Below are 24,155 nucleotides of genomic sequence, written 5' to 3' on the forward strand. Positions count from 1 at the left end.
TTTTGGGGACGTTGTATGCCATTAATACCTACTGCTTTGGCAACTTGACTTTGAATGATATTGGCATGGCAAGAGGTTGTCTCAGTATTTGCATAGACTGATGTTTGGAAAAGAAAACAAAAAAATAATATGAACCAAATTAAGACAGCAAACCTAAATTGCGAGCAATACTGATGGCTTTGGAACGATTTCCAACACAAAGTTTTCGATAAATATTTTTGATATGGCACTCTACTGTATATCTCGATAAATGAAGATGTTCCGCAATTTCCTTATTGCTTAGCCCCTGCGCAACCAGCTGTAAAATTTCCAGTTCCCGTGTAGATAATGGATGATTTGTAGTAAGGGAAATCTGATTTTGTTGTTGTGGTTGCACAATTTTATTTAAAATTTGTTGTGCTATAAATGGATCAATGGGCGCACCGCCACGTAATAAATTTCGTATTGAAAGTGTGATCTCAAAATCATCACGTTCTTTCAGAATATAACCTGTTGCACCTGCTTGGATTGCACTTAAAATCGCATCTTGTGTAGACCATGCTGAAATAACCAGAATTAGACTGTTGGGGACACGCTGTCGCAATGTCTGAATAAACGTTGTGCCATTACCATCAGGCAATCCCAAATCAACCAATGCAAAAGCAATGGTCTGTTGTTTTAGATGTGTGAGTGCAGTTGTTAATGTGTCTGCAAAAAATAGCGCATTTGTCTGATAACCAATCGCCAATAGAATATCGCTGAGCCGTTTTTGCATGATGGCATCATCTTCCACAATCAAGATGGGTACTGGCAAAGAAACGGGGTGATCTGACAAGAACGTAATCCTGAAATTTTAATTATCAGCATAGGATAACGAGATTAAGGGAAAATGCTATCCCTAAGACAGTGTATTTGATATGAAAATACCCAATTTAAGGGATATACAATTCATAATGTAATGTTTTGTAATAATGTCGAACATTTAACAATTATATTTACAAATATGAACCATATCTTTAAAAAAATCTGGAATAAATCATTGGGGCGAATGGTCGTTGTGTCTGAACATACTAAAAGTTCAGGAAAAACACAAAATACCACGGGGGGGATTGTCGATTCAGATATACAGGTGTCTGATTTTTCTATACGTGATTTGAGTTTGCAAACATTGGTGCTCAGCATGGCCATGGTATCAGGCGGTCATGTTTGGGCGCAAATTTGTACGTTAGATGGGGGCGACACAGGTGGCAGTGGTGCGACTTTGGGAAGTGTTGTCTGTGGACTCAGTAGTGTTGCCTTAGGTCAAGGTGCTAGTGTCGTCGGGGGCGCTATAGGCGATCCAAACAACCCTCAAACGGCTTTGACACCAATGATTACATATAATAGTAACAATACCATTAGCACGATAAATGGTATCTCTGTCACTACTACTGCGACGAGTTGGTCTCAATTATTAGCTACACCAAGCCTATTAACACAAGTGAATGGGGTGATGGTATCAGATGCAGATTTTTCCAGAGAAGGTTTTTTTAACGCCATACAGTATGGTGGGAATATTGCTTCTGCGACACATAGTAGTGTGTTTGGTGTCCAAAGTATGGCAATTGCTGATAATGCCACAGCGATTGGTTATAACTCAGTTGCAGATGAAGCCAATACGATATCTGTAGGTAAAGTCGGTGCAGAAAAACGTATTACCAATGTTGCTGCCGCTTCAAAAGGCACAGATGCGGTGAATTTAACACAAGTACAAAGTTTAATTGCCGCGATTCCACCAAGTGGTGCAGTTGCAACGGATAACTATGCTGATGAGTATACAACGGCCTTAGGTTCAGCCAGTGGTTCTGCTTATATGACAACAGTAGACACGACTGGGAAAATTATCAGTGTTGCCGGTATTGCAGTGACGACTGACCCCGCGACAGCAGGCGATAACATTGGTGATATTACTTCATTTACGATGAATGGATTGACAGAAACAGATCCAGTCAAAGTAGCCGCTTTTAAGAATACCGTAGAAAAAGGCGGTAATATTTCTGCTGGTTATTTGAGTAGTGCTATAGGCGTTGCTAATCTTGCACTGAGCAGTTCGAGCAATGCAGTAGGTTCTGGCAATATGGCGCTAGAGTCTGGTAGTAGTGCAATTGGATATAATAACACCGCATCAGGATCGAGTAGCAGTGCTGTGGGTTTTAATAATACTGCCTCAGGATTGGGAAGCAGCGCTGTCGGGTTCGGTAATATTGCCTCAGAACAAATTAGCAGCGCGGTGGGTTATAGTAATACTGCATCAGGATGGGGGAGCAATGCAGTGGGGAATAGTAACACTGCATCAGGATGGGGGAGCAGTGCCGTAGGTTATAATAATATGACCTCAGGTCAAAGTAGCAGTGCTAGTGGAGTAAGTGGTTTAGCATCGGGTGCTGGTAGTTCGGTGATGGGGGGAGCGCTGACAGATCTGAGTAACTATAATCCAACCCAAGGGCAAACCATATTAAGTGGTCGTGAAATTGTGATCGACTCTGTAACTCAAAAGTTGATGAGTATAGATGGTCTGCCTGTTGTTGATGATAGTGGTAACCCAGTAAATCCAACAGTTAGCATAGGCGGTAAGTCATTAACTGTCGATGAAATGATTGCTCTAAGGAAGGTATTGCAGGCAGGTGGTGCAATTGCAATCGGTGAGCAAGCCCTTGCAGCGGGTTCACGCTCAACTGCATTTGGCAATAAATCTACAGCGATTGGTGCAGAAAGCAAAGCTTATGCAGATAATAGTACAGCAGTGGGCACAGGATCGGTAGCAGATGAAGCCAATACAGTATCTGTGGGTAAAGTAGGTGCAGAAAAACGCATTACCAATGTAGCAACCCCAACTCAGGCAACCGATGCAGCCAATAAAGGTTATGTTGATACTGTATTAAGTACTTTTTCAGGCAACCCAGATAGCGTTTTATATGATACCAGTACCAACAAAGCGACTTTAACTCTTGCTGGTGCGAATGGCACGACAATTCAGAACCTAAAAGCCGGGATAGCCGATACAGATGCTGTAAATGTTAAGCAACTAAAAGACAGTATTCAGGGCGACAACTATGCTCAAAAAGATCAGAATGCCACTGCACTTGGATCAGGTAAAAATTCTGCTTATATGCCAACAACAGATGCGACTGGAAAAATCACCAGTATTGCAGGGGTTGTGGTTGCAACAGATCCAGCCAGTAACGGTGTCAATATTGATGACATTATTTCATTTACTGTTAATGGTACGACTGTCACAGACCCAGACCAAGTCGCTGCTTTTAAAAATGCAGTGAAAAAAGGCGGTAACATTGCGGTAGGTACTCAGAGTAGTGCCATAGGTGTTGCCAATGTTGCTACAGGGACAAATAGTGGCGCATTAGGCGCGAACAATACTGCAACGGGTGATAATAGTGTTGCTATAGGAACTAGTAATACTGCAATTGGAAATTTTAGTAGTGCGGTAGGTAGTAATAATAGTGCTCTTGGTGTGCGAAGTAGCGCCAGTGGCGTAAGCGGTGTCGCAATCGGTGCTGGTAGTTCAGTGATGGGCGGTGCACTAGAAGACAATAGCACCTACACTCCTGGTCAGTCAGGAGCACAGATGCTCAGTGGTCGTGAAATTATCGTCAATACAGTAACACAAGTACATCAGACAGGCAGCATCGATGGTTTAGCTGTTGTATCGGATGTGACTGATCCAAATAACCCTGTTATATCGTGGGGCGGTAAGCAATTTACAATGGAGCAGTGGGCTCCAATAGGCCAAGCAATAACATCTGGTGGTGCAATTGCGGTAGGTGAGCAAGCCCTTGCAGCGGGTTCGCGTTCAACTGCATTTGGCAATAAATCTACAGCGATTGGTGCAGAAAGCAAAGCGTATGCAGATAATAGTACAGCAGTGGGTACAGGATCGGTAGCAGATGAAGCCAATACAGTATCTGTAGGTAAAGTAGGTGCAGAAAAACGCATTACCAATGTAGCAACCCCAATGCAGGCAACTGATGCAGCCAACAAAGGCTATGTTGATGCTGGTTTGGTGCTTAAAACGGATAAGACAGCATTTGATACCCTAAATAATCAGGTAAATGATGCAAGTACAGGTTTAGTGACAAAAGCGTCGCAAGCTGATTTAACAGCACTAGGCGGACGTGTAACAACAAATGAAAGCAATATCGGTAACTTACAAACGGGTTTAGGTACTGCAAACACCAACATTGGTAATTTACAAACAGGTCTAACAACAGCCAATACTAATATCGGTAACTTGCAAACAGGCTTAAGTACCGCAAACACTAACATTACAGCATTGGATGGTCGAGTCACGACCAATACCAGTAATATTACAGCCTTACAAAATGGTTTAGGCAACATTGCAACGAATGCCATAGTTTATGACAGTGCTGCGAAAGACAGTATTACATTGGCGGGTGCAGCAGGTACTCAACTCACCAACCTGAAAGATGCACGATTATCGACAACATCGACAGATGCGGTGACAGGCAAACAATTGTATGCAACCAATAACAATGTTTCGGCATTGGACGGACGAGTGACGGCTAATGAAAGCAACATTGGTAACTTACAAACGGGTTTAACAACAGCGAATACCAACATTGGTAATTTACAAACAGGTTTAAGCACAGCAAATACCAGCATTACAGCATTGGATGGTCGAGTCACGACCAATACCAGTAATATTACAGCCTTACAAAATGGTTTAGGCAACATTGCAACGAATGCCATAGTTTATGACAGTGCTGCGAAAGACAGTATTACATTGGCGGGTGCAGCAGGTACTCAACTCACCAACCTGAAAGATGCACGATTATCGACAACATCGACAGATGCGGTGACAGGCAAACAATTGTATGCAACCAATAACAATGTTTCGGCATTGGACGGACGAGTGACGGCTAATGAAAGCAACATTGGTAACTTACAAACGGGTTTAACAACAGCGAATACCAACATTGGTAATTTACAAACAGGTTTAAGCACAGCAAACACCAACATTACAGCGTTAGATGGTCGAGTCACGACCAACACCAATAATATTACAGCTTTACAAAATGGTTTAGGTAACATTGCAACGAATGCCATAGTTTATGACAGTGCTGCGAAAGACAGCATTACATTGGCGGGTGCAGCAGGTACTCAACTCACCAACCTGAAAGATGCACGATTATCGACAACATCAACAGATGCGGTGACAGGCAAACAATTGTATGCAACCAATAACAATGTTTCGGCATTGGACGGACGAGTGACGGCTAATGAAAGCAACATTGGTAATTTACAAACGGGTTTAACGACAGCGAATACCAACATTGGTAATTTACAAGCGGGTTTAACGACAGCAAATACTAACATTGGCAATTTACAAACGGGCTTAGGTACTGCAAACACCAACATTACAGCGTTAGATGGTCGAGTCACGACCAATACCAGTAATATTACAGCCTTACAAAATGGTTTAGGCAGCATTGCAACGAATGCCGTAGTTTATGACAGTGCTGCGAAAGACAGTATTACATTGGCGGGTGCAGCAGGTACACAACTCACCAACCTGAAAGATGCGCGATTATCGACAACATCGACAGATGCGGCGACAGGCAAACAATTGTATGCAACCAATAACAATGTTTCGGCATTGGACGGACGAGTGACGGCTAATGAAAGCAATATCGGTAATTTACAAACAGGTTTAGGTACCGCAAACACCAACATTGGTAATTTACAAACAGGTCTAACTACAGCCAATACTAATATCAGTAACTTACAAATAGGTTTAACTGCTGTAGATAGTAACTTCAATACGTTTGCAAATACCTTTACAGGGATGCTCGGAGGTGGAGCAGCCTTTAGCAATGGCCTATTTACTCCACCAACGTATATCATTCAAAACAATAGTTATAAAAATGTAGGTGCTGCTTTTGCTGCTGTAGATAGTAAGTTGACTGCTTTGGACTCTCGGTTAACTACAGTCGAACATAATGGCTCTGGTACAACTGGTATAGGAGCAAATGGTAAGAGTGCTTATGAAATTGCACGATCAGAAGGTTTCACAGGTTCTGAATCAGATTGGTTAGCCTCTATTAAAGGTGCAAAAGGCGACAAGGGAGATCAAGGTTTGCAAGGCGCAACTGGAGCTAAAGGCGATAAGGGGGACCAAGGCGTGCAAGGTGCAACTGGGAGCAAAGGTGATAAGGGTGATCAAGGCCTGCAAGGATCAACTGGAGCCAAAGGTGACCAAGGGTTAAGTGCTTATGATGTTGCAGTTAAAAATGGCTTTAGTGGCACAGAACAACAATGGGTGGCATCACAAGGTAACCCTTATACAGCGAATGCGACAGCAACTGGTACAGGCGCTTTAGCTATGGGAGATGGTGCATCGGCAAATGGTGACTATAACACTGTGGTTGGTGCGGGAGCCTCTGCGACAGGTAAAGCCAATACTGTGATGGGGAAAGAGAATCATGTACAGGGAAATCGTTCAGGTGCTTTTGGCGACCCGAATACGGTACAGGCTAATGCAAGCTATGTGGTCGGTAATGATAATACTGTGAAAGGCGATAACACTTTTGTTTTGGGTAATAATGTCAAAACAGATGCTAAAAATGCCGTTGTTTTGGGGAACAACTCAAGCAATGAGCGAGACAATACAGTATCAGTGGGATCTGCAAGTAATACACGTCAGATTATTCATGTAGGCGCTGGTACTGAAGATACGGATGCAGTGAATGTTGCACAGATGAAACAATCAAGTACAAATACGTTGAATAGTGCAAAATCATATACAGATAGTCAAATTTCGAATTTGGAAAGTAGCTTTGGAGATTATCGTCTACAAACAGAACAACGGTTCCATGAAGTCAATAAAAGATTTGACCGCCAAGGCGCTATGAGTGCAGCGATGATGAATATGGCGATGAATACATCAGGGCTTAGAGGTCAAAATCGTGTTGGTGTCGGTGCGGGTATGCAGGGGCAAGAGCAGGCAATATCTGTTGGCTATCAACGAATACTCAATGAAAATACCAGTTTTAGTCTTAGCGGAGCTTTGAGTAAAGAAGAAAGCTCTGGAGGTGTAGGGGTAGGTTTTAGCTGGTAAAGTGTTTGATATCAAAATGCCCGATGGAATTTCATCGGGCATTTTATTTTGTCTGCAATAATTTTAGAGTAAAACGCGATAGTACCGAGATTTCAAATCGTGAAACGCATAGGATGTTGGAACAACTGGTTGTGGAAATAGGCTTGACCATTTTCCCATGTGAGCTGATTTGAACAAATCCATTCGACTACCTGAGGGTAGACTAAATGTTCAAGTTTATGTACACGTTCTGCAAGGGTTTCAGTCGTATCATGACGATTGACTTGTAAAACACCCTGAGCAAGTGTCTGACCTGCATCCAGTTCTGCCGTTACAAAATGAACGCTACAACCATGCCATACATCCCCAGTATTTAAAACACGTTGGTGGGTATGCATCCCTTTGTAAAAAGGTAATAGAGAAGGATGAATATTTAGCATTTTCCCTTCCCATGATTTGACAAATTTTGCGGTTAAAATTCGCATAAAACCTGCCAAAATGACAAGATCTACATCCCAGTCAAGGAGCTGTTGATGCATTGCATCATCAAAACTTTCCCGTGTTGCAAAGTTTTTATGCTCAATGACATGCGTCGCAATACCTGCTTGTTTGGCACGTTCTAAAGCATAGGCATTTTGTTTATTAGACAAAACACCTACGATTTTTCCAGATAAATTGGCATCAATTAACGCTTGTAAATTGCTGCCATTTCCAGAAACAAGGACTGCGACTTTGATCATGCGAAGATTACACGAATCTTTTCATCAGCACCTTCAACAGACTCAGCATTTTCTTGGATATGACCAATTTTCCATGCTTTTTCACCTTGAGTGTTTAAGATCTCAACGGTTTTTTCTGCGTCAGCTGCATCAACTGCAATTACCATACCTACGCCACAGTTAAATGTACGATACATTTCAAAGCGTTCTACATTTCCTTCGCGTTGTAGAAGTTTGAAAAGTTCTGGCCATTCCCAAGACGACTCATTAATCACGGCTTGTGCACCATTTGGAAGTACACGTGGTAAATTACCCGGTAGACCGCCACCAGTGATGTGCGCCATAGCATGAACATCAACTTGTTTGCAAAGTTGAAGAACAGGTTTAACGTAAATACGGGTTGGTTCCATTGCAACGTCAGCAAGTGGGCGACCATCAATATTTTGAGTTAAATCAACATTTTTAACGTCTAAAATTTTGCGCAATAATGAGTAACCATTTGAATGTGCACCACTTGATGCAACACCAATTAATACATCACCAGCTTTTACTTTAGAGCCATCAATAATTTTGCTTTGCTCAACTACGCCAACGGCGAAACCAGCAAGGTCGTAATCCTCACCTTCATACATGCCTGGCATTTCTGCTGTTTCACCACCCACGAGGGCGCAACCAGCAAGTTCACAGCCTTGACCAATACCTGTTACAACATTGGCAGCAACATCAACATTCAAATGACCTGTTGCATAGTAATCTAAGAAAAATAAAGGTTCAGCACCACAGACCAAAAGGTCATTTACACACATTGCGACAAGGTCTTGTCCAATGGTGTCATGACGATTTAAATTAAGTGCTAAACGCAGTTTAGTTCCAACGCCATCTGTGCCTGAAACCAAAACAGGTTCTTCATAGCCTTTAGGAATTTTACAAAGTGCGCCAAAGCCACCTAAACCGCCCATGACTTCTGGACGAGAGGTACGTTTAGCTACAGATTTAATCCGATCAACAAGTGCATCACCAGCTTCGATGTCCACACCTGCATCTTTATAACTTAGGCCAGTATTAGGGGTAGTTGAGTTGCTCATATTGAAGTCTCCGCTTTGGCGGCAGATTATACCCTAATATACGAAATTCTTACGTTATTTATGCGAAGAAAATGTTATCTTTGCTCAAATAATCTTATAAATAACTTTAAAAACTGGAGTAGGCAGATACATGGTCGATCGCACTCTACGTCGAATCTTTATTTTGACAGGGATAGTTGCCATTATTTGGTTGATTTATATCCTAAAACCCGTTGTGCTGCCTTTTGTCGGTGCTTTTCTTATCGCATATCTTTTTAGTCCATTAGTTGGAAAACTATCCGAATATCATATTCCACGTTGGCTATCGACAAGCATTGTATTCTTAGGAATTGCTATTGGTTTATTTTTAGCCATCTGGTTTGTCATTCCGTTGGTCTGGAAACAGGTTATCTATGCACGAGATAGTATTCCATCAGGTATCAGTTGGATTAATCATAAATTATTGCCTTGGGCCGAACGAACTTTTAACCTAGAACCGATGCGTTTGAATACAGATCAGGTTTCAAATGCCGTTATGGACTATATCCAAACCAATTATAGTGTAGATAGTATTCAGTCATTTGTGCTTAAGCTCGCACAGTCTGGATTAAATTTTATCCAAATTGGTGGGACGATTGTTTTAGTTCCGATTATTGCGTTCTACTTTTTGCTAGATTGGGAGCGTATGCTCACTCAAATGCAGCGACTCATTCCTCGTCCTTATGAAACCAGTACAATGCGAATTGTTCGTGAATGTCACAGCGTACTTGGGGCTTTTGTCAAAGGGCAATTCTTAGTGATGTTTTTACTTGGTGTTGTGTACGCTGTCGGATTGCAGGTTATCGGTTTAGAAGTGGGGCTCATTATTGGAATGGTTGCAGGTCTGGCCAGTATCATTCCATATTTGGGTTTTGCGGTTGGGATTATTTCGGCTGTAATCGCAACATTGTTCCAGTTCGGTATCGACTGGATGCAACTGGTTTTAGTCGGTGTTGTTTTTATGATCGGGCAAATTATTGAGGGCTATATTCTACAGCCATTTTTGTTAGGCGATAAAATTGGTTTGCCTCCTGTTGCGGTTGTTTTTGCGGTGTTAGCGGGTGCGCATTTGGGCGGCATATTGGGAATGCTGGTTGCTTTGCCTGTCGCTGCAATTATTGTCGTTTTGCTGAAACATATTCGTGAATTTTATGAAAATACAGCACTTTATGGTAAGCCAGAATATATGACAGAAACGGTTGAAGTGACAGAGGGACATGTGCAGGTAAGTGCTCAGGCGGTGGATGTCGACATTCAAATAAAAAGTCAGCAAGATGCCGAAAAATCAAGTAATATTGGATCAGATTAATTTGAATCTGTAGGTATATGTGTATTTATGCGTCAATTACAATTGGATATAGAACCTCAACTTGATGCCCGAATCAGTGATTTCTCGGGGCCGAGTTGGGGACATGTGATTGATGGTGTCCGACAACTCCATGCCAATTTGGTGAATCGTTTCTATATTTACGGTGGCGCAGGTACTGGGAAAAGTCATTTGCTTACGGCAATTTGTGATTCCTACCTAGAAATAGGGAAGTCTGCCATTAAGGTTTCCTTACTCGAACTGCTAGATGCACCAATCGAAGCAATTACTTCCCTTGAACATTATGACCTCGTTGCATTGGATGATATCGAGGCTATTAGCGGTGTACCACATTGGCAACGAGCAGTTTTTCATTTAATGAATAATCATGAAGGGCAACTGGTTTTTTCTTCACGTTTTGCACCGATAGAACTACGTCTGGAATTACCTGACTTACAATCTCGTTTAACGCAAGCAGTGAGTGTTAAAGTGCCGAGTGGTAGTCTATATGCTGACCGTTATGCTTTGGTCACATCGGTATTATCTCGACGGGGGATTCATTTTGACCAGCAGATTGTTGACTATTTGCTGTCGCATGGTCCTCATCAGGCCTCTTTATTATTACAAACCGTTGCGAGATTGGAAAAATTGCTGAAAGGCGAAAAAACAAAATTATCCAATGCGACATTACGGCAAATTTACGTCCTCATTGATGAGTATCAACAAGTACGTTAATTCATTGTTATTATTGTTTTATTGTCTAAAAATTAAAAATAGCGGACTTCTATTAAATGATTGGTTGTAGGTTATAACATATCAATAGACTCAAATAGATCATGGCCTAATTGGTCAATTTCTCCGTTGATGCAGGTTGAAACTTTTGCATATATTCCTGACGGATGGTATTACGTTCATCTAGGCTTTTGGCTTTTTGCATTCTTGAGCGCATTTCCTGACGTTGTTGCGTACTCATTTGTTGCCATACTTCACGCATCTTTTGTTGTTCTTGTTCTGGAAGTTGGGTGAACCAGTCCATACGGTTTTGTAAACTTGAACTTTGGTTAGTCGAAATATCTTTTAGGTTCTGATAACGTTGTAATAATTGTTTTTGCTGATCAGTTGAAAGCTCACTCCAATTATCATCTACTTGCGAAGTTGTATTGCTTTTTGTCCAAAATGGCCAAAAACGTTCAAAACCAGCAAAACCAGTTTGTAAAAAGGCTAAGGTGCAGAATGCCAAAGTCAATTTTTTAACTGCCATGAGTATTTTTATCCTCACCGAAAACCATCACCATCTCTAAGTCTTCCATCATCTGTGGAGAAAGCTTATTACTGTTTGTATTCACAATTGCTTGTTGGGGCTGCTGTTGCTTATTGTGCAGATTGAGCGCATTTGGCAACACAAGAAAACCTGCAAGCGTTGCGGCAAGTGCAAAGCCTGTCATCTTCCATAAGTTATGACGACGATGGTGTTCATGGTGAATATGATCAAGAACTTGATTCATCACAAGATCTTTATTTTTATGCTCTTGTGCTAAATTTTCAAGTTTTTGAGTCACTTGATTTGCAAAATCATCATTCTTCTTCATGTGATGATCCTCCAATATTCGGGTTCAGATGTGATAGGGCTGTTCTTAAACCTTGTATCGCACGATGGTAATGTGTTTTTACACTGCCTTCACTACAATTCATGATATGCGCAGTCGTACTAATGTCGAAACCTTCCCAAGCTCTTAGCATAAATGCCTGTTGTTGGCGGACAGGTAATTGGCGGACAGCTGTTTGAATTTCATCTGCTGTTGCCAACTGTGCAAGTGCTTCGGGCGGGTTGATCTGCTGTTCATCTGCAATATCAAATTCGTCTTCATCATCTTCAGATTGATTTTTTTTGAAGAAAGAAAAAGGTTGTATTCTACGAGTCTCTTTTCGACGCCAATCCTGTAATTTGTTGTTTAAGATGGTATAAAACAGCGGATACCATTCTTCGATAGATTTATCTGCATAAGATTTGTGAAGGGAAATAAATGCTTCTTGTACCAAATCCATGGCAATCCCTTGTTGTCCTTGGGTTGCATTTTCCATCATAACCAAAGCACGACCTGTCACATCTCGCATAAAATGTTTCAAGCGCTGCTCAACGGTACCCGTTTGGATACGATCGTGTTCAGACTGTGTCTCTTTTGGTGTTAGATCCATAGAGATGGAAAATCCCGTCATTGGATACCCACCTTGTTCATTGAATGAATTATTCCTAATAACGCCCAACAAACAAGAAAGGTTGACAATCCTCGTAATTATTTTCAGTTTAAATGAGTTGTACTGTAAAAAGATAGGGTAAGAGGTTAAATTCTTAACAAAGAAAGGCATTTAGATGTTTTCATGACTCCTTGATTTTCTTGTGATAATGAAGAAAATCAAGGAGGTGTATAAAAATAGATAAAAGACGTTTATTTCATTTTGAATTTTTTCAATGCCCTGACGTATTTGACTGTGCAAGGATAAAAGATCAATTACACCAAGCGTTGTCTTACCATTTCAAATAAACAAATTGAGCCAGCAACCGCAACATTTAATGATTCTTGTCCACCTGGTTGTGGAATGGTAACTGCTTGTGCGTGTTCGAGTGCAAACTCAGATGCCCCTTGTCCTTCATTCCCTAAAATCCATGCGCATGGTTTGCGAAGATTTTGTTCATAGATACTTTCGGGTTGGTGTGAGCTTGTCACAAATACTGGAATTTGAAATTGAGGAAGTATTTGTTCTAAATCGACATTTTCATAGCAACTTAAAGAAAAATGTGCGCCCATGCCTGCACGTAAAACACGTGGTGACCATAAGGAAGCAACACCGTGTGTGCAAACAATTTGTTTAACATTGGCTGCTGCGGCAGAGCGAAGAAGCGTTCCTACGTTGCCTGGGTCTTGTACATTGTCTAGCACCAATGTATCGACATTAAACTGTAGTGCTTGACTACTACGTGGAATATCGATAATAGCAAGGCAGGCAAGGCTTGTGCCCAATGTGCTTAAATCTTTATAGAGTGCTTCACTAATAATAAAGATATGGCCCGAATATTGTTGTTGAATTTGTTCTAAATCTGAATGTGCTAATGCAGCTTCGGTTGTGAAAATAGACACAATTGCTTGTTGGGTTTGTAACCATGCGAGCGTTAGATGTGTCCCTTCCAAAACGGTTTGATGCTGCTTTTTGCGATATTGGTTTTGTTCAATCAAAGCACGAAGATGTTTGATTTTAGGGTTATCTTTTGAAGCGAGATAAATAATAGACATGTTTAAAAAACCAATCGGGCATACGTCTGGAATGACGTTTGCCCGATTTAAAATAGAATCGAAAATTAATGATAGCTTGTAACGAGCTTCACTTCTTCTTGAGCACCAAGAACGACAGGGACACGTTGATGTAACTCTGTAGGCTGAATGTCTAGAATACGTACACGACCAGTGGTTGCTGCACCGCCAGCTTGTTCAATGATCATGCTCATTGGGTTGGCTTCATACATTAAACGTAAACGACCTGCCTTTTCAGGGTTTTTAAAGTCGTATGGATATAAGAAGATCCCGCCACGGCATAAGATACGGTGAATATCTGCCACCATACAAGCGACCCAGCGCATGTTAAAGTCTTTACCACGAACACCTGTTTTACCTTCAAGAAGCTCTGAGATATAGCGTTGTACAGGTGCTTCCCAGTGACGTTGATTTGAAGCATTGATGGCAAATTCTTGTGTTGTGGTGTCAATAGCAACATTTTCTTTAGTTAAGATGAATTCTTTGCGATCAATATCAAAGGTAAATAACACAACACCCGCACCAACAGTAAGGGCAAGCATTGTCGATGGACCATATAAAACGTAGCCTGCTGCAACTTGATTGACACCTGCCTGCATAAAATCTTCGGCTTGTGTCACTGCATTTTTTGCAGGGAGAATAGAGAAGATTGTGCCAACACACATATTAATATCAATATTGCTTGAACCATCTAATGGATCAAATAATACGAGGTATTCTCCATTTTCTTGTGCAGCAGTAAAAACATCAAGTTCTTCAGATGCTAAACCACCAACAGAAGGATGTGCTTGAAGGATATCAATCAGCTGTTGGTTTGAAATAACATCTAATTTTTTTTGAGTTTCACCTTGAACATTTTCATGTTCTGCACTTCCAAGAACGCCTGCAATAGCGCCTTTTTGAAGTACCTGATCAATGATTTTACAACTGTCAGCAATTGCATCAATAACGCTGGCTAAAGCTGGTGTTAGATTTCCCTTTTGTTGTTTTAAATATTGGGATAACGTGGTATTTGACATAATGAAGTTGCTCCAAATCTTATGCAATTTGTTCGAGGCTAGACAGCTGGCGGTTATTTTAGATGAGAACGAGTAAAAATAAAAATTTTCTTGACATAATTATCAATATTTTTCTTCTTGAATCTCTAGAAGAACATGCTATGTTTAATGATAAACCTTTATCAGGAAGAGGTATTTTATTATGACAACAAAAAACTTTGATGCGATGCCGACTCCAAGCGAAGCGATTGATTTTGAAGACATCTCTGATGAAAATGTGAAGTCTGCTTGGGCAGATTATGCGTCTAAACCTGAGTATAAAGAATTCAATAAGCACGATATGATTGAGTCAATGCAATCTTGTAAAGTGATGGATAAAGATACAAAAACATCGCAAAAAAATTAAAAAGTCGCTCTGATCATGAGCGACTTTTTAATTGATGCAGCAAAAATCATTACTTTAATAGCGGTGGAACGGCTTCATAGTTGATTTCTACGCGTCGGTTTTCTTTCCATGCTGCTTCGTCATGACCAGGGTTAATTGGCATTTCTTTTCCGTAACTTACAGCTTCTAATTGAGTCGGATTAACACCATAAGAAACTAAATAGTTCAGTACAGCTTTGGCACGACGTTCGCCTAATGCCATATTATATTCGCGTGTACCACGTTCATCGGTATGACCTGTCAATGCAACTTTTGAACCTAAGTTCGCTTTTAGGAACTGTGCATGTGCTTGTAAAGTTTGATAGTCGGTAGGCGATAGATCGCTACTGTCATAATCAAAGTGAACAACACGTTGTGCAAGGAAAGAACGGTTTGCGTCTGTCACCCCTTTAGATGAAGCACCCGCCAGATTTTGGGCAGCCAACGCGGCATCATCGCTTAAGCCAGTGGTGTTTACAGTCGTGGCAGCAGTAGGCGTTGTTGTTCCATTTGCTTGAGTACTTGGTTTACGGCTCGCACAACCTGTCATGATTATGGTTGAAGCAAGTGCAGGAATGATTAACAGTTGTAATGCTTTCATTTTCTACTCCATGAAAGTTTAATGTATTAAAAACGATTATTATTTAGGGGCCCATGCAGGTTCACGGACTTCGCCTTGTTCGCTTGGGAGATTTAAGCGGAATTGTCCATTCGTTGAAACAATAGACAATAAGCCACGGTTGCCTTCATGTGTTGCATAAACAACCATTTGCCCATTTGGAGAAAAACTAGGAGATTCATCTAAACTGGTTGGTGTAAGAATATTAAGAACACCTGAGTTTAAATCCTGTATGGCAATCTTAAAGTTACTTCCAGAAGGGCGATGAACCATTGCCAATTTCTGACCATCGGCACTGACGGATCCGCGCGCATTAAATCCGCCACGGAAGGTCAGACGTTTAGTCGAGCCATCAGCAAAGGTATAACGGTAAATCTGAGGTGAACCACCACGGTCAGAGGTAAAAATAAAGGCTTTACCATCAGGCGTATAACGTGCTTCTGTATCAATTGCAGAGTCATTGGTCATGCGTTGAACCTGACGTGTACTGATGTCCATGCGGTAAATGTCAGGGTTTCCATCCATAGATGAGGTAAATAGCATGTATTTGCCATCTGGAGAGAAACTTGGCGCACCGTTTAAGCCTGTGAAACTGGCAAGAACCTGACGTTGGCCTGTTGAAAGGTCTTGTAAATAAATGGCAGGGCGCTTGGTTTCAAAAGAAACGTATGCAATTTTCTTACCGTCTGGTGTCCATGCTGGAGACAAAATCGGATCGTGCGAAGCAAGTACAGTAAATGGGCGTTCGCCGTCTGTATCTGCAATTTGTAAGGTATATCGTTGATTTGGTGTAGCAGGGTTGCGTAATACATAGGCGATACGACCACTAAAATCGCCTGCAATGCCTGTTAATGCTTGATAAATAGCATCACTAATGGAGTGTCCAGCTTGTCTTAAACGCGAGGTCGGTGCGGTTAATACTTCATTGAGTAGATATTTTTGTTTGTCTACATCATAGAGTTGATAGTGGATTTGGTAGGTGTTGGCATCAGGCTGGCTTACTTTCCCAACCACAACATAGGGAATTCCCGCATTTTTCCAGCTTTCGGCTTGAATCGCATCAATACTTGCGGTTGTTGGTAAATTTTGCGAAGCACTTGAAAAACGTCCAGAGCGATTTAAGTCATTTTCTACAATCGGAAACAAGCTCTGGTCATTGCTAAAAGGCACAATTGCGATTTTTGGGGCTTGGTCTGGTGCTTTAGCAATCTCAAGATGCAGTTGAGCAGAGGTCGTGGTTGAAATGGTCTGTCCACAGACAACCATGAGAGCTAGAGCAAGTAAATGTTTACGATTCATATTCATAGTGGTTATGTTCGCATCTTTCAATAAAATGAAATTGTGATTGAATGAGATGCCTTACACTGTAAAACATCTCACTTTCGATGACTATTATCTTGCTGTAAATGTTGCACTAAATGTTCGTGCTTCTTTACGGGCATCTGGGTCGCTCGGCATTGGATAAGGCGCAGCATGGCGTACAGCTGCTTCTACACTGGCTTTTACATCAGGGTCGCTTGAATTCACAATGACGGAAATAACCGAACCTGAGTCACTTAATGTAACACGAACATTTGCCGTTTTTCCTGTAGAACCTGAAGGGACATCCCATGCACTTCGGATTTTATTGGTAAAGTCTTTTTTAGCACTCGATGCGATGCGTTTTGCTTCAGCTTTTTTATTGGCTGCGTCCGCTTTTGCATCTGCTTCGGCTTTTGCTTTCGCATCGGCTGCAGCCTTGGCTTTAGCATCTTTTTCAGCTTGGCGTTTCTGTGCCAATGCTTGAGCTTTTGCATCAGCTGCAGCCTTGGCTTTAGCATCTTTTTCAGCTTGGCGTTTCTGTGCCAATGCTTGAGCTTTTGCATCAGCTGCAGCCTTGGCTTTAGCATCTTTTTCGGCTTGGTGTTTCTGTGCCAATGCTTGAGCTTTCGCGTCAGCTGCTGCCTTGGCTTTGGCATCTTTTTCAGCTTGGTGTTTTTGAGCGAGTGCCTGAGCTTTTGCATCAGCTGCAGCCTTAGCTTTGGCGTCTTTTTCGGCTTGGTGTTTTTGTGCGAGTGCTTGAGCTTTCGCATCCGCTTCGGCTTTGCGTTTAGCCTCTTTTTCGGCCTGATGTTTTTGTGCTAATGCTTGAGCTTTGGCATCTTTTTCAGCTTGATGTTTTTGTGCGAGTGCTTGAGCTTTTGCGTCAGCTGCTGCCTTGGCTTTGGCATCTTTTTCAGCTTGATGTTTCTGAGCGAGTGCTTGAGCCTTCGCATCCGCTTCAGCTTTGCGTTTAGCCTCTTTTTCAGCTTGATGTTTTTGTGCTAATGCTTGAGCTTTGGCATCGGCCGCTGCTTGAGCCTTCGCATCCGCTTCGGCTTTGCGTTTAGCCTCTTTTTCAGCTTGATGTTTTTGTGCTAGCGCTTGGGCTTTGGCATCGGCCTCTGCTTGAGCTTTCGCGTCCGCTTCGGCTTTGCGTTTAGCCTCTTTTTCAGCTTGGGCTTTTGCGTCCGCTTCGGCATTCGCCTCAGCTTTGGCTTTCGCTTCTTTTTCCGCTTGAAGTTTTTGGGTTTCTACTCGTTTTTGTTGAGCTAAGGCATTTAATTCTTGTTTTTGTAATAAAGCTTGCGCTTGTTGTTGAGCTTGCGCCAGTGTTGGTGATGGCTCTTTAGGGGGTGAAGGTGGGGCTACAGGTGTATTTTCGGTTGCTGAGGGTGCTGCATTTGCTGCCGTATTCGTTGCTGTTGCTGTGTTGGCAGCAGCTAAGCTTTCGGGCGTAACCAAAAATGTTTTAATTTGTTTAGGTGGCTCTGGTGGTTTGCTTAACCCTAAATAGAGTAAAGCAATAACTGCAACCGTATGTACCCCTAAGGTAAAACCAACGGCAATGGCCTTTTGTTTAAATTGTGGTTCCTGAAACTTTTTCATAACACACTACTTAACAGAGTCTGTAAGTAAACCAACTTGAGATAAGCCAGCATCTTGTAGATTCGCCATGAGAGAAACCACATCTCCATAAGGGCGTGACTTATCACCATTGACCAAAACATTGAGCTGTTGCTGATGTTGTTCAGCATCTTGCTGTGCTTGACTTAAAATCTGTTTAAGTTGATCTAAACTTAATGCCTGATCATTTTTTTGATCTTTATAGTCTAAATAATATTGCCCGTCTGCTTTAAGGGTCACAATAGCGGGTTTTTCTTTAGACTGAAAAGGTGTGCTACTTGCTTTGGGTAAATCAACCTTAATACTGCTGGTAATCATGGGTGCAGTGACCATGAAAATAACCAAAAGCACAAGCATGACATCAATGTAAGGAACAACATTCATGTCACTTTTGAGTGGTTTTTTGATACGTGCAAATTTACTGGAACGTCGGATCGCCATTATTCAGTTTCCTGTGTAGCCCCTAAAGATTGGCGTTGCAATAATGCAACCATTTCTTCAGAGAACAATGCTCGATCAGCATAAATGGCTTCACTTTTTGCAGTGAAATGGTTAAATGCAAGTACAGCAGGAATGGCTGCAAAAAGACCAATGGCCGTTGCAACCAATGCTTCTGCAATACCCGGGGCAACAGTTGCAAGCGTGACTTGTTGTACTGCTGCAAGTCCAATAAAGGCATTCATAATGCCCCAAACTGTTCCAAACAGTCCGACATAAGGTGCAACTGAACCAATACTGGCAAGTGTTCCTAGACCTTGTTCCATACTGCTTTGGTCACGACTCAGGCCAACGCCTAAAATTCGCTCAGTCCCTTCAATATTTTGGGTTAAGCTTGCATGGCGTTTTTTTAGTTTTAAAAACTCGCCTAGACCTTGATAGAAAATATCTTCAAGACCCGAGCGTTTAGAGTTGAGTTGAGCGTTGTTATATAACGTACTCAACTCTGCACCAGACCAGAATATTTTTTGAAAATGTTCGTCTTGTTGTTGTGCCTTTTTAAAACCTAAATGTAACCTAGCAATCAAATACCAACTATATAAAGATGCCAGAAATAAAAGCAGCATAACGGCTTGAACGACTGGGCTTGCTTGCAAAATTAAATCGGAAATATGCAGGGTTGGAGTGGTAATTTGATTAGCCATAATAAAAACGGTCACTTAATCTTTGTCTTATTCCATTTGTTCATGGATCAGATGTTTTAAATATTCAGGTAGACGACGTGGACGCATATCTTTGGTTAGACACGCAAGCTCCACTTCGCCTGAAGCTAGCAAGATTTCATCACGATAAATTTCTTGTTGCAATATAAAAGATGCAGTTTTACAAGAAATTACACGAGCAGTCACTGTGATCAGGTCATCCATTAAGATAGGACGATGATATTTAATGTTAATTTTGTGGACAACAAAATTGTAATCGGTTTGATGCCAGTAATGATCAATGCCTGAGGCACGTAACCATTCAGTGCGCGTACGTTCCATATAACGAATATGATTGGCATGATACACAATGCCACCTGCATCGGTATCTTCAATATAGACGCGTATGTTGAAATCAAAACGATTAGCCATGAATATTTTCCATAATTACGGTTCAGGAGGAGTCAATCCAAATTGGAGGTAGGATTGATTGGTGGCAATACGTCCACGCGCAGTACGCATGACATAGCCTTGTTGGATTAAATAAGGTTCAATTACATCTTCGAGTGTGCCACTGTCCTCAGCCATTGCGGCTGCAAGCGCCTCAATACCTGCTGGCCCACCATCAAAACGCTCAAGCAACATGCTCAAATAACGACGGTCTAAAGTGTCCAGACCTGCTTTATCGACATTGAGCATATCGAGGGCGCGTTGAGCCATTTCATGTGTTACTTCACCCGTGCCTTTGACTTGGGCATAGTCACGGACACGACGTAAGAGTCGGTTGGCAATACGTGGTGTTCCGCGTGCACGGCGGGCAATTTCTGCTGCGCCTTGTTCGGTCATTGGAACATCCATCAAATATGCCGAACGACTGACAATAGACGTTAAATCTTCAACAGAATAGAATTCCAGACGTTGCACAATACCGAAACGATCACGTAACGGTGAGGTCAGTAAGCCCGCACGAGTCGTTGCTGCAACGAGTGTAAAAGGCGGCAGGTCAAGCTTGATTGAACGGGCAGCAGGGCCTTCACCAATCATGATATCCAGTTGGTAATCTTCCATGGCTGGATAAAGAATTTCTTCAATGACAGGCGATAGACGATGAATTTCATCGATAAATAAGACATCGCCTTCTTCAAGATTGGTTAATAATGCGGCTAAATCGCCTGCACGTTCTAATACAGGGCCAGAGGTTGATTTTAAATTTCCACCCATTTCTCGGGCGATAATATTGGCAAGTGTGGTTTTACCAAGGCCAGGTGGGCCAAAAATAAGGGTATGGTCGAGTGCTTCACCCCGTCCACGTGCTGCACCAATGAAGATTTCCATTTGTTCACGCACAACAGGCTGACCGACATAGTCCGCAAGAGTGGCTGGGCGTATAGCACGATCAATTTGATCTTCAGGTTTTTCTGAACCGCTAATAAGTCGATCTTGCATGGTCTATCATTTCATCATGGATTTAAGTGCTGCACGAATTAGGTCTGCAACATCGGAATATTGGTCTTTCACGGCTGCAATTGCTTTTTGTGCTTCGAGAGGTCTATACCCCAGCGATTGCAAAGCGGCTTCGGCCTCAGCAACGGCAGCATTTGCTGAAAGCTGAATCGTATTTGAATGGGTGAGTGCATTTGTTCCACTACCAAAGTTTTTAATACGATCACGTAGTTCGATCAGCAAGCGTTCAGCCGTTTTTTTACCAACGCCTGGCACTTTAACCAAGGTGTTGACATCATCATGCTCAATGGTTTGGATTAAAAGATCCACGCTTAGGGTCGATAAAATACCTAAAGCCATTTTTGGGCCAACGCCATTTACTTTAAGTAAAGTCCGAAAAAGTGCCTTTTCTTTCGCATCGCTAAAACCATAAAGTTGATGTGCATCTTCACGGACAACCAAGTGCGTCCATAGTGTCACTTTTTGGCCCTTTTGTAATTGGCAAAATGTTGAAAGTGGCGTGTCTATTTCATAACCGACGCCATTAACATTGAGCAACACAGCGGGTGCTTCCAATGCAAAGACTTCTCCGATTAAACAACCAATCATATTGATTTCCTAATTAAAAAATACTGGTACGGTGACCTTGTAATACTTGAGCCAGATCATACGCCTGATGGTCTGAAAATTTGCTAATAATGTCGAGTGCCTGCATGATATTTTGATAGTGATTGTCTTCAAAATGTGCACCAAACTGATTAAGGATCATCATGAGGCTCTGTTCTTTAAAGCTCAGCGTCTTGTTTGGTAATGTCAGTGGCATAAATTCATCCAGAATATATTGCAGGCTCATGTGGCCAATGACTTCAAGTTCAAGTTTTTCTTTGTGGCTAAAAATTTTGCTGCGCGTTAGTTCTTTGGCACGTTCGATGCCAAGCGGAATATCTTGTGGGCAGTATTGCAATAAACTGCCTTCGAGTTGCCCAGATAAAATTTGTACCTGATGACGCGCAAAAGCTGTGGTGACTTCATCGACAATTCTTTTCATGACCCGACCACGCAAGGCTGCAATTTTTTGTTGCCAAGTTGTCCACGGCAATGACAATTCGCTAGGGACACCAAAATCAGCAATCAGGTTTAAAAAGATCGGCTCGACTTCTTCATAGCTCAAAATATTTAAATTAATGCCATCTTCAAGGTCAATGAGGGCGTAACAAATGTCGTCAGCAGCTTCAAGTAAGTAGGTGAGTGGATGACGACTATAATGGTATTCACCTAACTGAATCAGCCCGAGCTGTTCAGCAATTTCTTTTAAAATCTCTTTTTCTGTACGGTAACAGCCAAACTTTGCACGTTTGTGTGCGGGCTGATCTCCTTGTTCCTGAATGGTTTTGGATAACCAAGGATATTTGAGATAAGCCCCAAGAGTGGCAGAGGTCAGGCGCATTCCGCCTTCGTTAGGATGATAATCGGTACGGGTCAATAGACGAAGACCTTGCGCATTGCCTTCAAATTGGCGTACATCGGCTTCCTCTTCTTCGTTAAGTTGGTCTAAGAAACCAGTAGAGGCTGCACGGTCAAACCATTCCCGAATCGAGTATTCGCCTGCATGCCCAAAAGGTGGGTTGCCAATATCGTGTGCAAGACAGGCTGCTTGAATAATTGCACCAATATCGGCGGGTGAAATCCACATTGGGAGGCTATCTTTAATTTTTTCGGCAGCCATCATGCCTAAAGAACGTCCAATACAGGACACTTCGAGAGAATGTGTCAGGCGGGTATGTACGCCATCATTTTGGGTCAGTGGGTGAACTTGGGTTTTTCGGTTGAGTTGTCTAAAGCTTTGAGAAAAAATGATTCGATCATAATCTTTATGGAAAGGACTTCGTCCTAATTCGTTACGACTTTTTTTTGTTCCTAAGCGAACTGCTGAAAGCAATTCTAACCAGCGCATTTGTTTCATTAATTGTATGATTTCCCTTTTTTTAATCAATTATGCCAAGAAAGCAAAAGTGACTCTAGTCTATAACGTCAAGCATTGTCGCTATGCTGTTAAATTGTTTATGTCGCTCAAAAATACCATGACTTATGTTATATATCAGTGTGTCCATAGGCTGGGTTGATATTTTATATACGGCTATTTTTATCGTATTTCGAGGCGATAGAATGCAATATCAACACATCCCCAACAAATTTTGATAATAAAAGAAGTATAAGGATATGGCACATCACTATTCATATCATGCAGAAAAACATTTTATAGCGCGTTCAGGTTGGTTGCGTGCAGCCGTTCTTGGTGCAAATGATGGCATTATTTCAGTGACCAGTCTGGTGGTTGGTTTGGCTGCTAGTGGCGTAGCAACGCATACGTTATTAATTAGTTGTGTCGCGGGATTAATTTCTGGTGCTGCATCTATGGCTGCTGGAGAATATATTTCAGTCAAGTCTCAGCAGGATATTGAGCAGGCTGATTTGCAGATGGAAGCAAAAGAGCTTAACCATAATCCTGAGCAGGAACTGAATGAACTCATCAAAATATATGTTATGCGCGGGTTAGATAAGCCTTTAGCAACGGAAGTGGCGCAACAGTTGACGGCAAATAATGCTTTAGAGGCACATGCCAGAGATGAAATTGGCATTATGGAACAAACACAGGCACAACCTGTACAGGCTGCCATGTCATCGGCATTGTCGTTTTCTGTGGGGGCGTTGTGCCCATTACTCACAATTTTATGCCTGCCAGAAGCCTATTTACAGTATGAGATTGTGATTGCGGGGATTGTTTTTTTAGGTGTGCTGGGTGGTGTGGCAAGTTATGTGGGGGGCAGCCCGATTGTAAAGGGAACAGTTCGTGTCATGATTTGGGGAATATTGGCAATGGGGTTTAGTTTTATTGTTGGTTCTTTCTTTCATGTGGGTGTTGTGTAAAATAAAACCAAAATGTTTTTTGTATCAGATCATTTTGCCTCGAATTAAATTAAAAGTAACTATTTAAATTTTAGATGAAAAATAATCTGTTTTTATTTGGTTTTTTACATCTCTTCTCTCTGTTCTATCTAGCTGAAATGGCAAAATCAAAGT

At 41.8% G+C, this 24,155-nt stretch carries 22 protein-coding genes; 5 read left to right on the top strand and 17 right to left on the bottom strand.

Annotation, left to right across the window (positions count from 1 at the left end):
• Nucleotides 1–139: 139 nt before the first annotated feature.
• A complete protein-coding gene (locus ABDV70_RS07230; RefSeq protein ID WP_343596615.1) occupies nucleotides 140–814 on the bottom strand; it encodes a response regulator transcription factor in 675 nt (224 codons plus the stop codon).
• Between the two features lie 168 nt (nucleotides 815–982).
• Here ABDV70_RS07230 and ABDV70_RS07235 point away from each other — a divergent pair, with 168 nt between their 5' ends.
• Entirely contained in the window at nucleotides 983–7,111 is a 6,129-nt protein-coding gene (locus ABDV70_RS07235) for an ESPR-type extended signal peptide-containing protein (RefSeq protein ID WP_343596616.1), read from the top strand.
• Nucleotides 7,112–7,203: 92 nt separating this feature from the next.
• Here the strand turns inward: ABDV70_RS07235 and purN are convergent, their stop codons facing one another.
• Together purN and purM are read right to left on the bottom strand one after the other, a co-directional pair.
• Nucleotides 7,204–7,830 (bottom strand): phosphoribosylglycinamide formyltransferase, encoded by a 627-nt coding sequence (purN, locus tag ABDV70_RS07240; RefSeq protein WP_343596617.1) that lies wholly within the window; start codon nucleotides 7,828–7,830, stop codon nucleotides 7,204–7,206.
• Nucleotides 7,827–8,894 (bottom strand): phosphoribosylformylglycinamidine cyclo-ligase, encoded by a 1,068-nt coding sequence (purM, locus tag ABDV70_RS07245; protein WP_343596618.1) that lies wholly within the window; start codon nucleotides 8,892–8,894, stop codon nucleotides 7,827–7,829. The genes purN and purM overlap by 4 nt, the downstream gene beginning before the upstream one ends.
• 130 nt (nucleotides 8,895–9,024) lie before the next feature.
• Between purM and cxpE the strand changes: the two genes are divergently transcribed.
• Both cxpE and ABDV70_RS07255 read left to right on the top strand, forming a co-directional pair.
• Nucleotides 9,025–10,221 (top strand): chloramphenicol efflux transporter CxpE, encoded by a 1,197-nt coding sequence (cxpE, locus tag ABDV70_RS07250; protein WP_343596620.1) that lies wholly within the window; start codon nucleotides 9,025–9,027, stop codon nucleotides 10,219–10,221.
• Between the two features lie 27 nt (nucleotides 10,222–10,248).
• Nucleotides 10,249–10,953 carry a DnaA/Hda family protein gene (locus tag ABDV70_RS07255; RefSeq protein WP_343596622.1) on the top strand — a complete coding sequence of 235 codons (705 nt, stop codon included), beginning with the start codon at nucleotides 10,249–10,251 and terminating at the stop codon, nucleotides 10,951–10,953.
• A gap of 106 nt (nucleotides 10,954–11,059) precedes the next feature.
• Here ABDV70_RS07255 and ABDV70_RS07260 read toward each other — a convergent pair whose 3' ends face one another.
• The 5 genes from ABDV70_RS07260 to ABDV70_RS07280 form a co-directional block, all read right to left on the bottom strand.
• Entirely contained in the window at nucleotides 11,060–11,479 is a 420-nt protein-coding gene (locus ABDV70_RS07260) for a DUF3106 domain-containing protein (protein WP_343596624.1), read from the bottom strand.
• Nucleotides 11,469–11,807, bottom strand: a complete 339-nt coding sequence (locus tag ABDV70_RS07265) for a hypothetical protein (RefSeq protein WP_343596626.1) — start codon at nucleotides 11,805–11,807, stop codon at nucleotides 11,469–11,471. The genes ABDV70_RS07260 and ABDV70_RS07265 overlap by 11 nt, the downstream gene beginning before the upstream one ends.
• Entirely contained in the window at nucleotides 11,794–12,435 is a 642-nt protein-coding gene (locus ABDV70_RS07270; RefSeq protein WP_343596628.1) for an RNA polymerase sigma factor, read from the bottom strand. Before ABDV70_RS07270 ends, ABDV70_RS07265 begins: the two co-directional genes overlap by 14 nt.
• 293 nt (nucleotides 12,436–12,728) lie before the next feature.
• Nucleotides 12,729–13,508 carry an RNA methyltransferase gene (locus ABDV70_RS07275; protein WP_343596630.1) on the bottom strand — a complete coding sequence of 260 codons (780 nt, stop codon included), beginning with the start codon at nucleotides 13,506–13,508 and terminating at the stop codon, nucleotides 12,729–12,731.
• A 65-nt stretch (nucleotides 13,509–13,573) separates the two neighbouring features.
• Nucleotides 13,574–14,545, bottom strand: coding sequence for a class 1 fructose-bisphosphatase (locus ABDV70_RS07280; RefSeq protein WP_343596632.1), 972 nt, complete (start codon nucleotides 14,543–14,545; stop codon nucleotides 13,574–13,576).
• A gap of 181 nt (nucleotides 14,546–14,726) precedes the next feature.
• Here ABDV70_RS07280 and ABDV70_RS07285 point away from each other — a divergent pair, with 181 nt between their 5' ends.
• A complete protein-coding gene (locus ABDV70_RS07285; protein WP_343596634.1) occupies nucleotides 14,727–14,930 on the top strand; it encodes an NF038105 family protein in 204 nt (67 codons plus the stop codon).
• A 49-nt stretch (nucleotides 14,931–14,979) separates the two neighbouring features.
• Here the strand turns inward: ABDV70_RS07285 and pal are convergent, their stop codons facing one another.
• From pal to ABDV70_RS07330, 9 genes are all read right to left on the bottom strand, one after another.
• Nucleotides 14,980–15,549 (bottom strand): peptidoglycan-associated lipoprotein Pal, encoded by a 570-nt coding sequence (pal, locus tag ABDV70_RS07290; RefSeq protein ID WP_343596636.1) that lies wholly within the window; start codon nucleotides 15,547–15,549, stop codon nucleotides 14,980–14,982.
• Nucleotides 15,550–15,588: 39 nt separating this feature from the next.
• Complete coding sequence (gene tolB, locus ABDV70_RS07295; RefSeq protein WP_343596638.1) at nucleotides 15,589–16,872, bottom strand: Tol-Pal system beta propeller repeat protein TolB; 1,284 nt, start codon at nucleotides 16,870–16,872, stop codon at nucleotides 15,589–15,591.
• 87 nt (nucleotides 16,873–16,959) lie between these two features.
• A complete protein-coding gene (gene tolA / locus ABDV70_RS07300) occupies nucleotides 16,960–18,474 on the bottom strand; it encodes a cell envelope integrity protein TolA (protein WP_343596639.1) in 1,515 nt (504 codons plus the stop codon).
• A gap of 6 nt (nucleotides 18,475–18,480) precedes the next feature.
• Nucleotides 18,481–18,933, bottom strand: coding sequence for a protein TolR (gene tolR, locus ABDV70_RS07305; RefSeq protein ID WP_343596640.1), 453 nt, complete (start codon nucleotides 18,931–18,933; stop codon nucleotides 18,481–18,483).
• On the bottom strand, nucleotides 18,933–19,634 hold the full coding sequence (gene tolQ, locus ABDV70_RS07310; RefSeq protein WP_343596642.1) for a protein TolQ: 702 nt from the start codon (nucleotides 19,632–19,634) through the stop codon (nucleotides 18,933–18,935). Before tolQ ends, tolR begins: the two co-directional genes overlap by 1 nt.
• A 27-nt stretch (nucleotides 19,635–19,661) precedes the next feature.
• On the bottom strand, nucleotides 19,662–20,063 hold the full coding sequence (gene ybgC, locus ABDV70_RS07315; RefSeq protein ID WP_343596643.1) for a tol-pal system-associated acyl-CoA thioesterase: 402 nt from the start codon (nucleotides 20,061–20,063) through the stop codon (nucleotides 19,662–19,664).
• A gap of 15 nt (nucleotides 20,064–20,078) precedes the next feature.
• Nucleotides 20,079–21,077 carry a Holliday junction branch migration DNA helicase RuvB gene (gene ruvB / locus ABDV70_RS07320; protein WP_343596644.1) on the bottom strand — a complete coding sequence of 333 codons (999 nt, stop codon included), beginning with the start codon at nucleotides 21,075–21,077 and terminating at the stop codon, nucleotides 20,079–20,081.
• A 6-nt stretch (nucleotides 21,078–21,083) separates the two neighbouring features.
• A complete protein-coding gene (ruvA, locus tag ABDV70_RS07325; protein WP_343596645.1) occupies nucleotides 21,084–21,683 on the bottom strand; it encodes a Holliday junction branch migration protein RuvA in 600 nt (199 codons plus the stop codon).
• 13 nt (nucleotides 21,684–21,696) lie between these two features.
• The gene (locus ABDV70_RS07330; RefSeq protein ID WP_343596647.1) at nucleotides 21,697–23,037 is read right to left on the bottom strand and encodes a deoxyguanosinetriphosphate triphosphohydrolase; all 1,341 of its coding nucleotides are present in this window, start codon (nucleotides 23,035–23,037) and stop codon (nucleotides 21,697–21,699) included.
• Between the two features lie 257 nt (nucleotides 23,038–23,294).
• On the opposite strand from ABDV70_RS07330, the gene ABDV70_RS07335 reads away from it, so the two are divergent.
• A complete protein-coding gene (locus tag ABDV70_RS07335) occupies nucleotides 23,295–24,002 on the top strand; it encodes a VIT family protein (RefSeq protein ID WP_343596649.1) in 708 nt (235 codons plus the stop codon).
• Nucleotides 24,003–24,155: the final 153 nt, after the last annotated feature.

Source organism: Acinetobacter sp. (assembly GCF_039596015.1).
Taxonomy (GTDB): domain Bacteria; phylum Pseudomonadota; class Gammaproteobacteria; order Pseudomonadales; family Moraxellaceae; genus Acinetobacter.

What these genes read in the sequence shown, in the direction of transcription:
- ybgC (WP_343596643.1), bottom strand. Translation starts at nt 20,063, where the DNA reads ATGGCTAATCGTTTTGATTTCAACATACGCGTCTATATTGAAGATACC.
- ABDV70_RS07270 (WP_343596628.1), bottom strand. Translation starts at nt 12,435, where the DNA reads ATGACGGGATTTTCCATCTCTATGGATCTAACACCAAAAGAGACACAG.
- pal (WP_343596636.1), bottom strand. Translation starts at nt 15,549, where the DNA reads ATGAAAGCATTACAACTGTTAATCATTCCTGCACTTGCTTCAACCATA.
- ABDV70_RS07285 (WP_343596634.1), top strand. Translation starts at nt 14,727, where the DNA reads ATGACAACAAAAAACTTTGATGCGATGCCGACTCCAAGCGAAGCGATT.
- ruvA (WP_343596645.1), bottom strand. Translation starts at nt 21,683, where the DNA reads ATGATTGGTTGTTTAATCGGAGAAGTCTTTGCATTGGAAGCACCCGCT.
- tolA (WP_343596639.1), bottom strand. Translation starts at nt 18,474, where the DNA reads ATGAAAAAGTTTCAGGAACCACAATTTAAACAAAAGGCCATTGCCGTT.
- ABDV70_RS07275 (WP_343596630.1), bottom strand. Translation starts at nt 13,508, where the DNA reads ATGTCTATTATTTATCTCGCTTCAAAAGATAACCCTAAAATCAAACAT.
- ABDV70_RS07265 (WP_343596626.1), bottom strand. Translation starts at nt 11,807, where the DNA reads ATGAAGAAGAATGATGATTTTGCAAATCAAGTGACTCAAAAACTTGAA.
- cxpE (WP_343596620.1), top strand. Translation starts at nt 9,025, where the DNA reads ATGGTCGATCGCACTCTACGTCGAATCTTTATTTTGACAGGGATAGTT.
- tolB (WP_343596638.1), bottom strand. Translation starts at nt 16,872, where the DNA reads ATGAATATGAATCGTAAACATTTACTTGCTCTAGCTCTCATGGTTGTC.
- ABDV70_RS07330 (WP_343596647.1), bottom strand. Translation starts at nt 23,037, where the DNA reads ATGAAACAAATGCGCTGGTTAGAATTGCTTTCAGCAGTTCGCTTAGGA.
- ABDV70_RS07235 (WP_343596616.1), top strand. Translation starts at nt 983, where the DNA reads ATGAACCATATCTTTAAAAAAATCTGGAATAAATCATTGGGGCGAATG.
- ABDV70_RS07260 (WP_343596624.1), bottom strand. Translation starts at nt 11,479, where the DNA reads ATGGCAGTTAAAAAATTGACTTTGGCATTCTGCACCTTAGCCTTTTTA.
- tolR (WP_343596640.1), bottom strand. Translation starts at nt 18,933, where the DNA reads ATGGCGATCCGACGTTCCAGTAAATTTGCACGTATCAAAAAACCACTC.
- ruvB (WP_343596644.1), bottom strand. Translation starts at nt 21,077, where the DNA reads ATGCAAGATCGACTTATTAGCGGTTCAGAAAAACCTGAAGATCAAATT.
- tolQ (WP_343596642.1), bottom strand. Translation starts at nt 19,634, where the DNA reads ATGGCTAATCAAATTACCACTCCAACCCTGCATATTTCCGATTTAATT.
- ABDV70_RS07335 (WP_343596649.1), top strand. Translation starts at nt 23,295, where the DNA reads ATGGCACATCACTATTCATATCATGCAGAAAAACATTTTATAGCGCGT.
- purM (WP_343596618.1), bottom strand. Translation starts at nt 8,894, where the DNA reads ATGAGCAACTCAACTACCCCTAATACTGGCCTAAGTTATAAAGATGCA.
- ABDV70_RS07280 (WP_343596632.1), bottom strand. Translation starts at nt 14,545, where the DNA reads ATGTCAAATACCACGTTATCCCAATATTTAAAACAACAAAAGGGAAAT.
- purN (WP_343596617.1), bottom strand. Translation starts at nt 7,830, where the DNA reads ATGATCAAAGTCGCAGTCCTTGTTTCTGGAAATGGCAGCAATTTACAA.
- ABDV70_RS07255 (WP_343596622.1), top strand. Translation starts at nt 10,249, where the DNA reads ATGCGTCAATTACAATTGGATATAGAACCTCAACTTGATGCCCGAATC.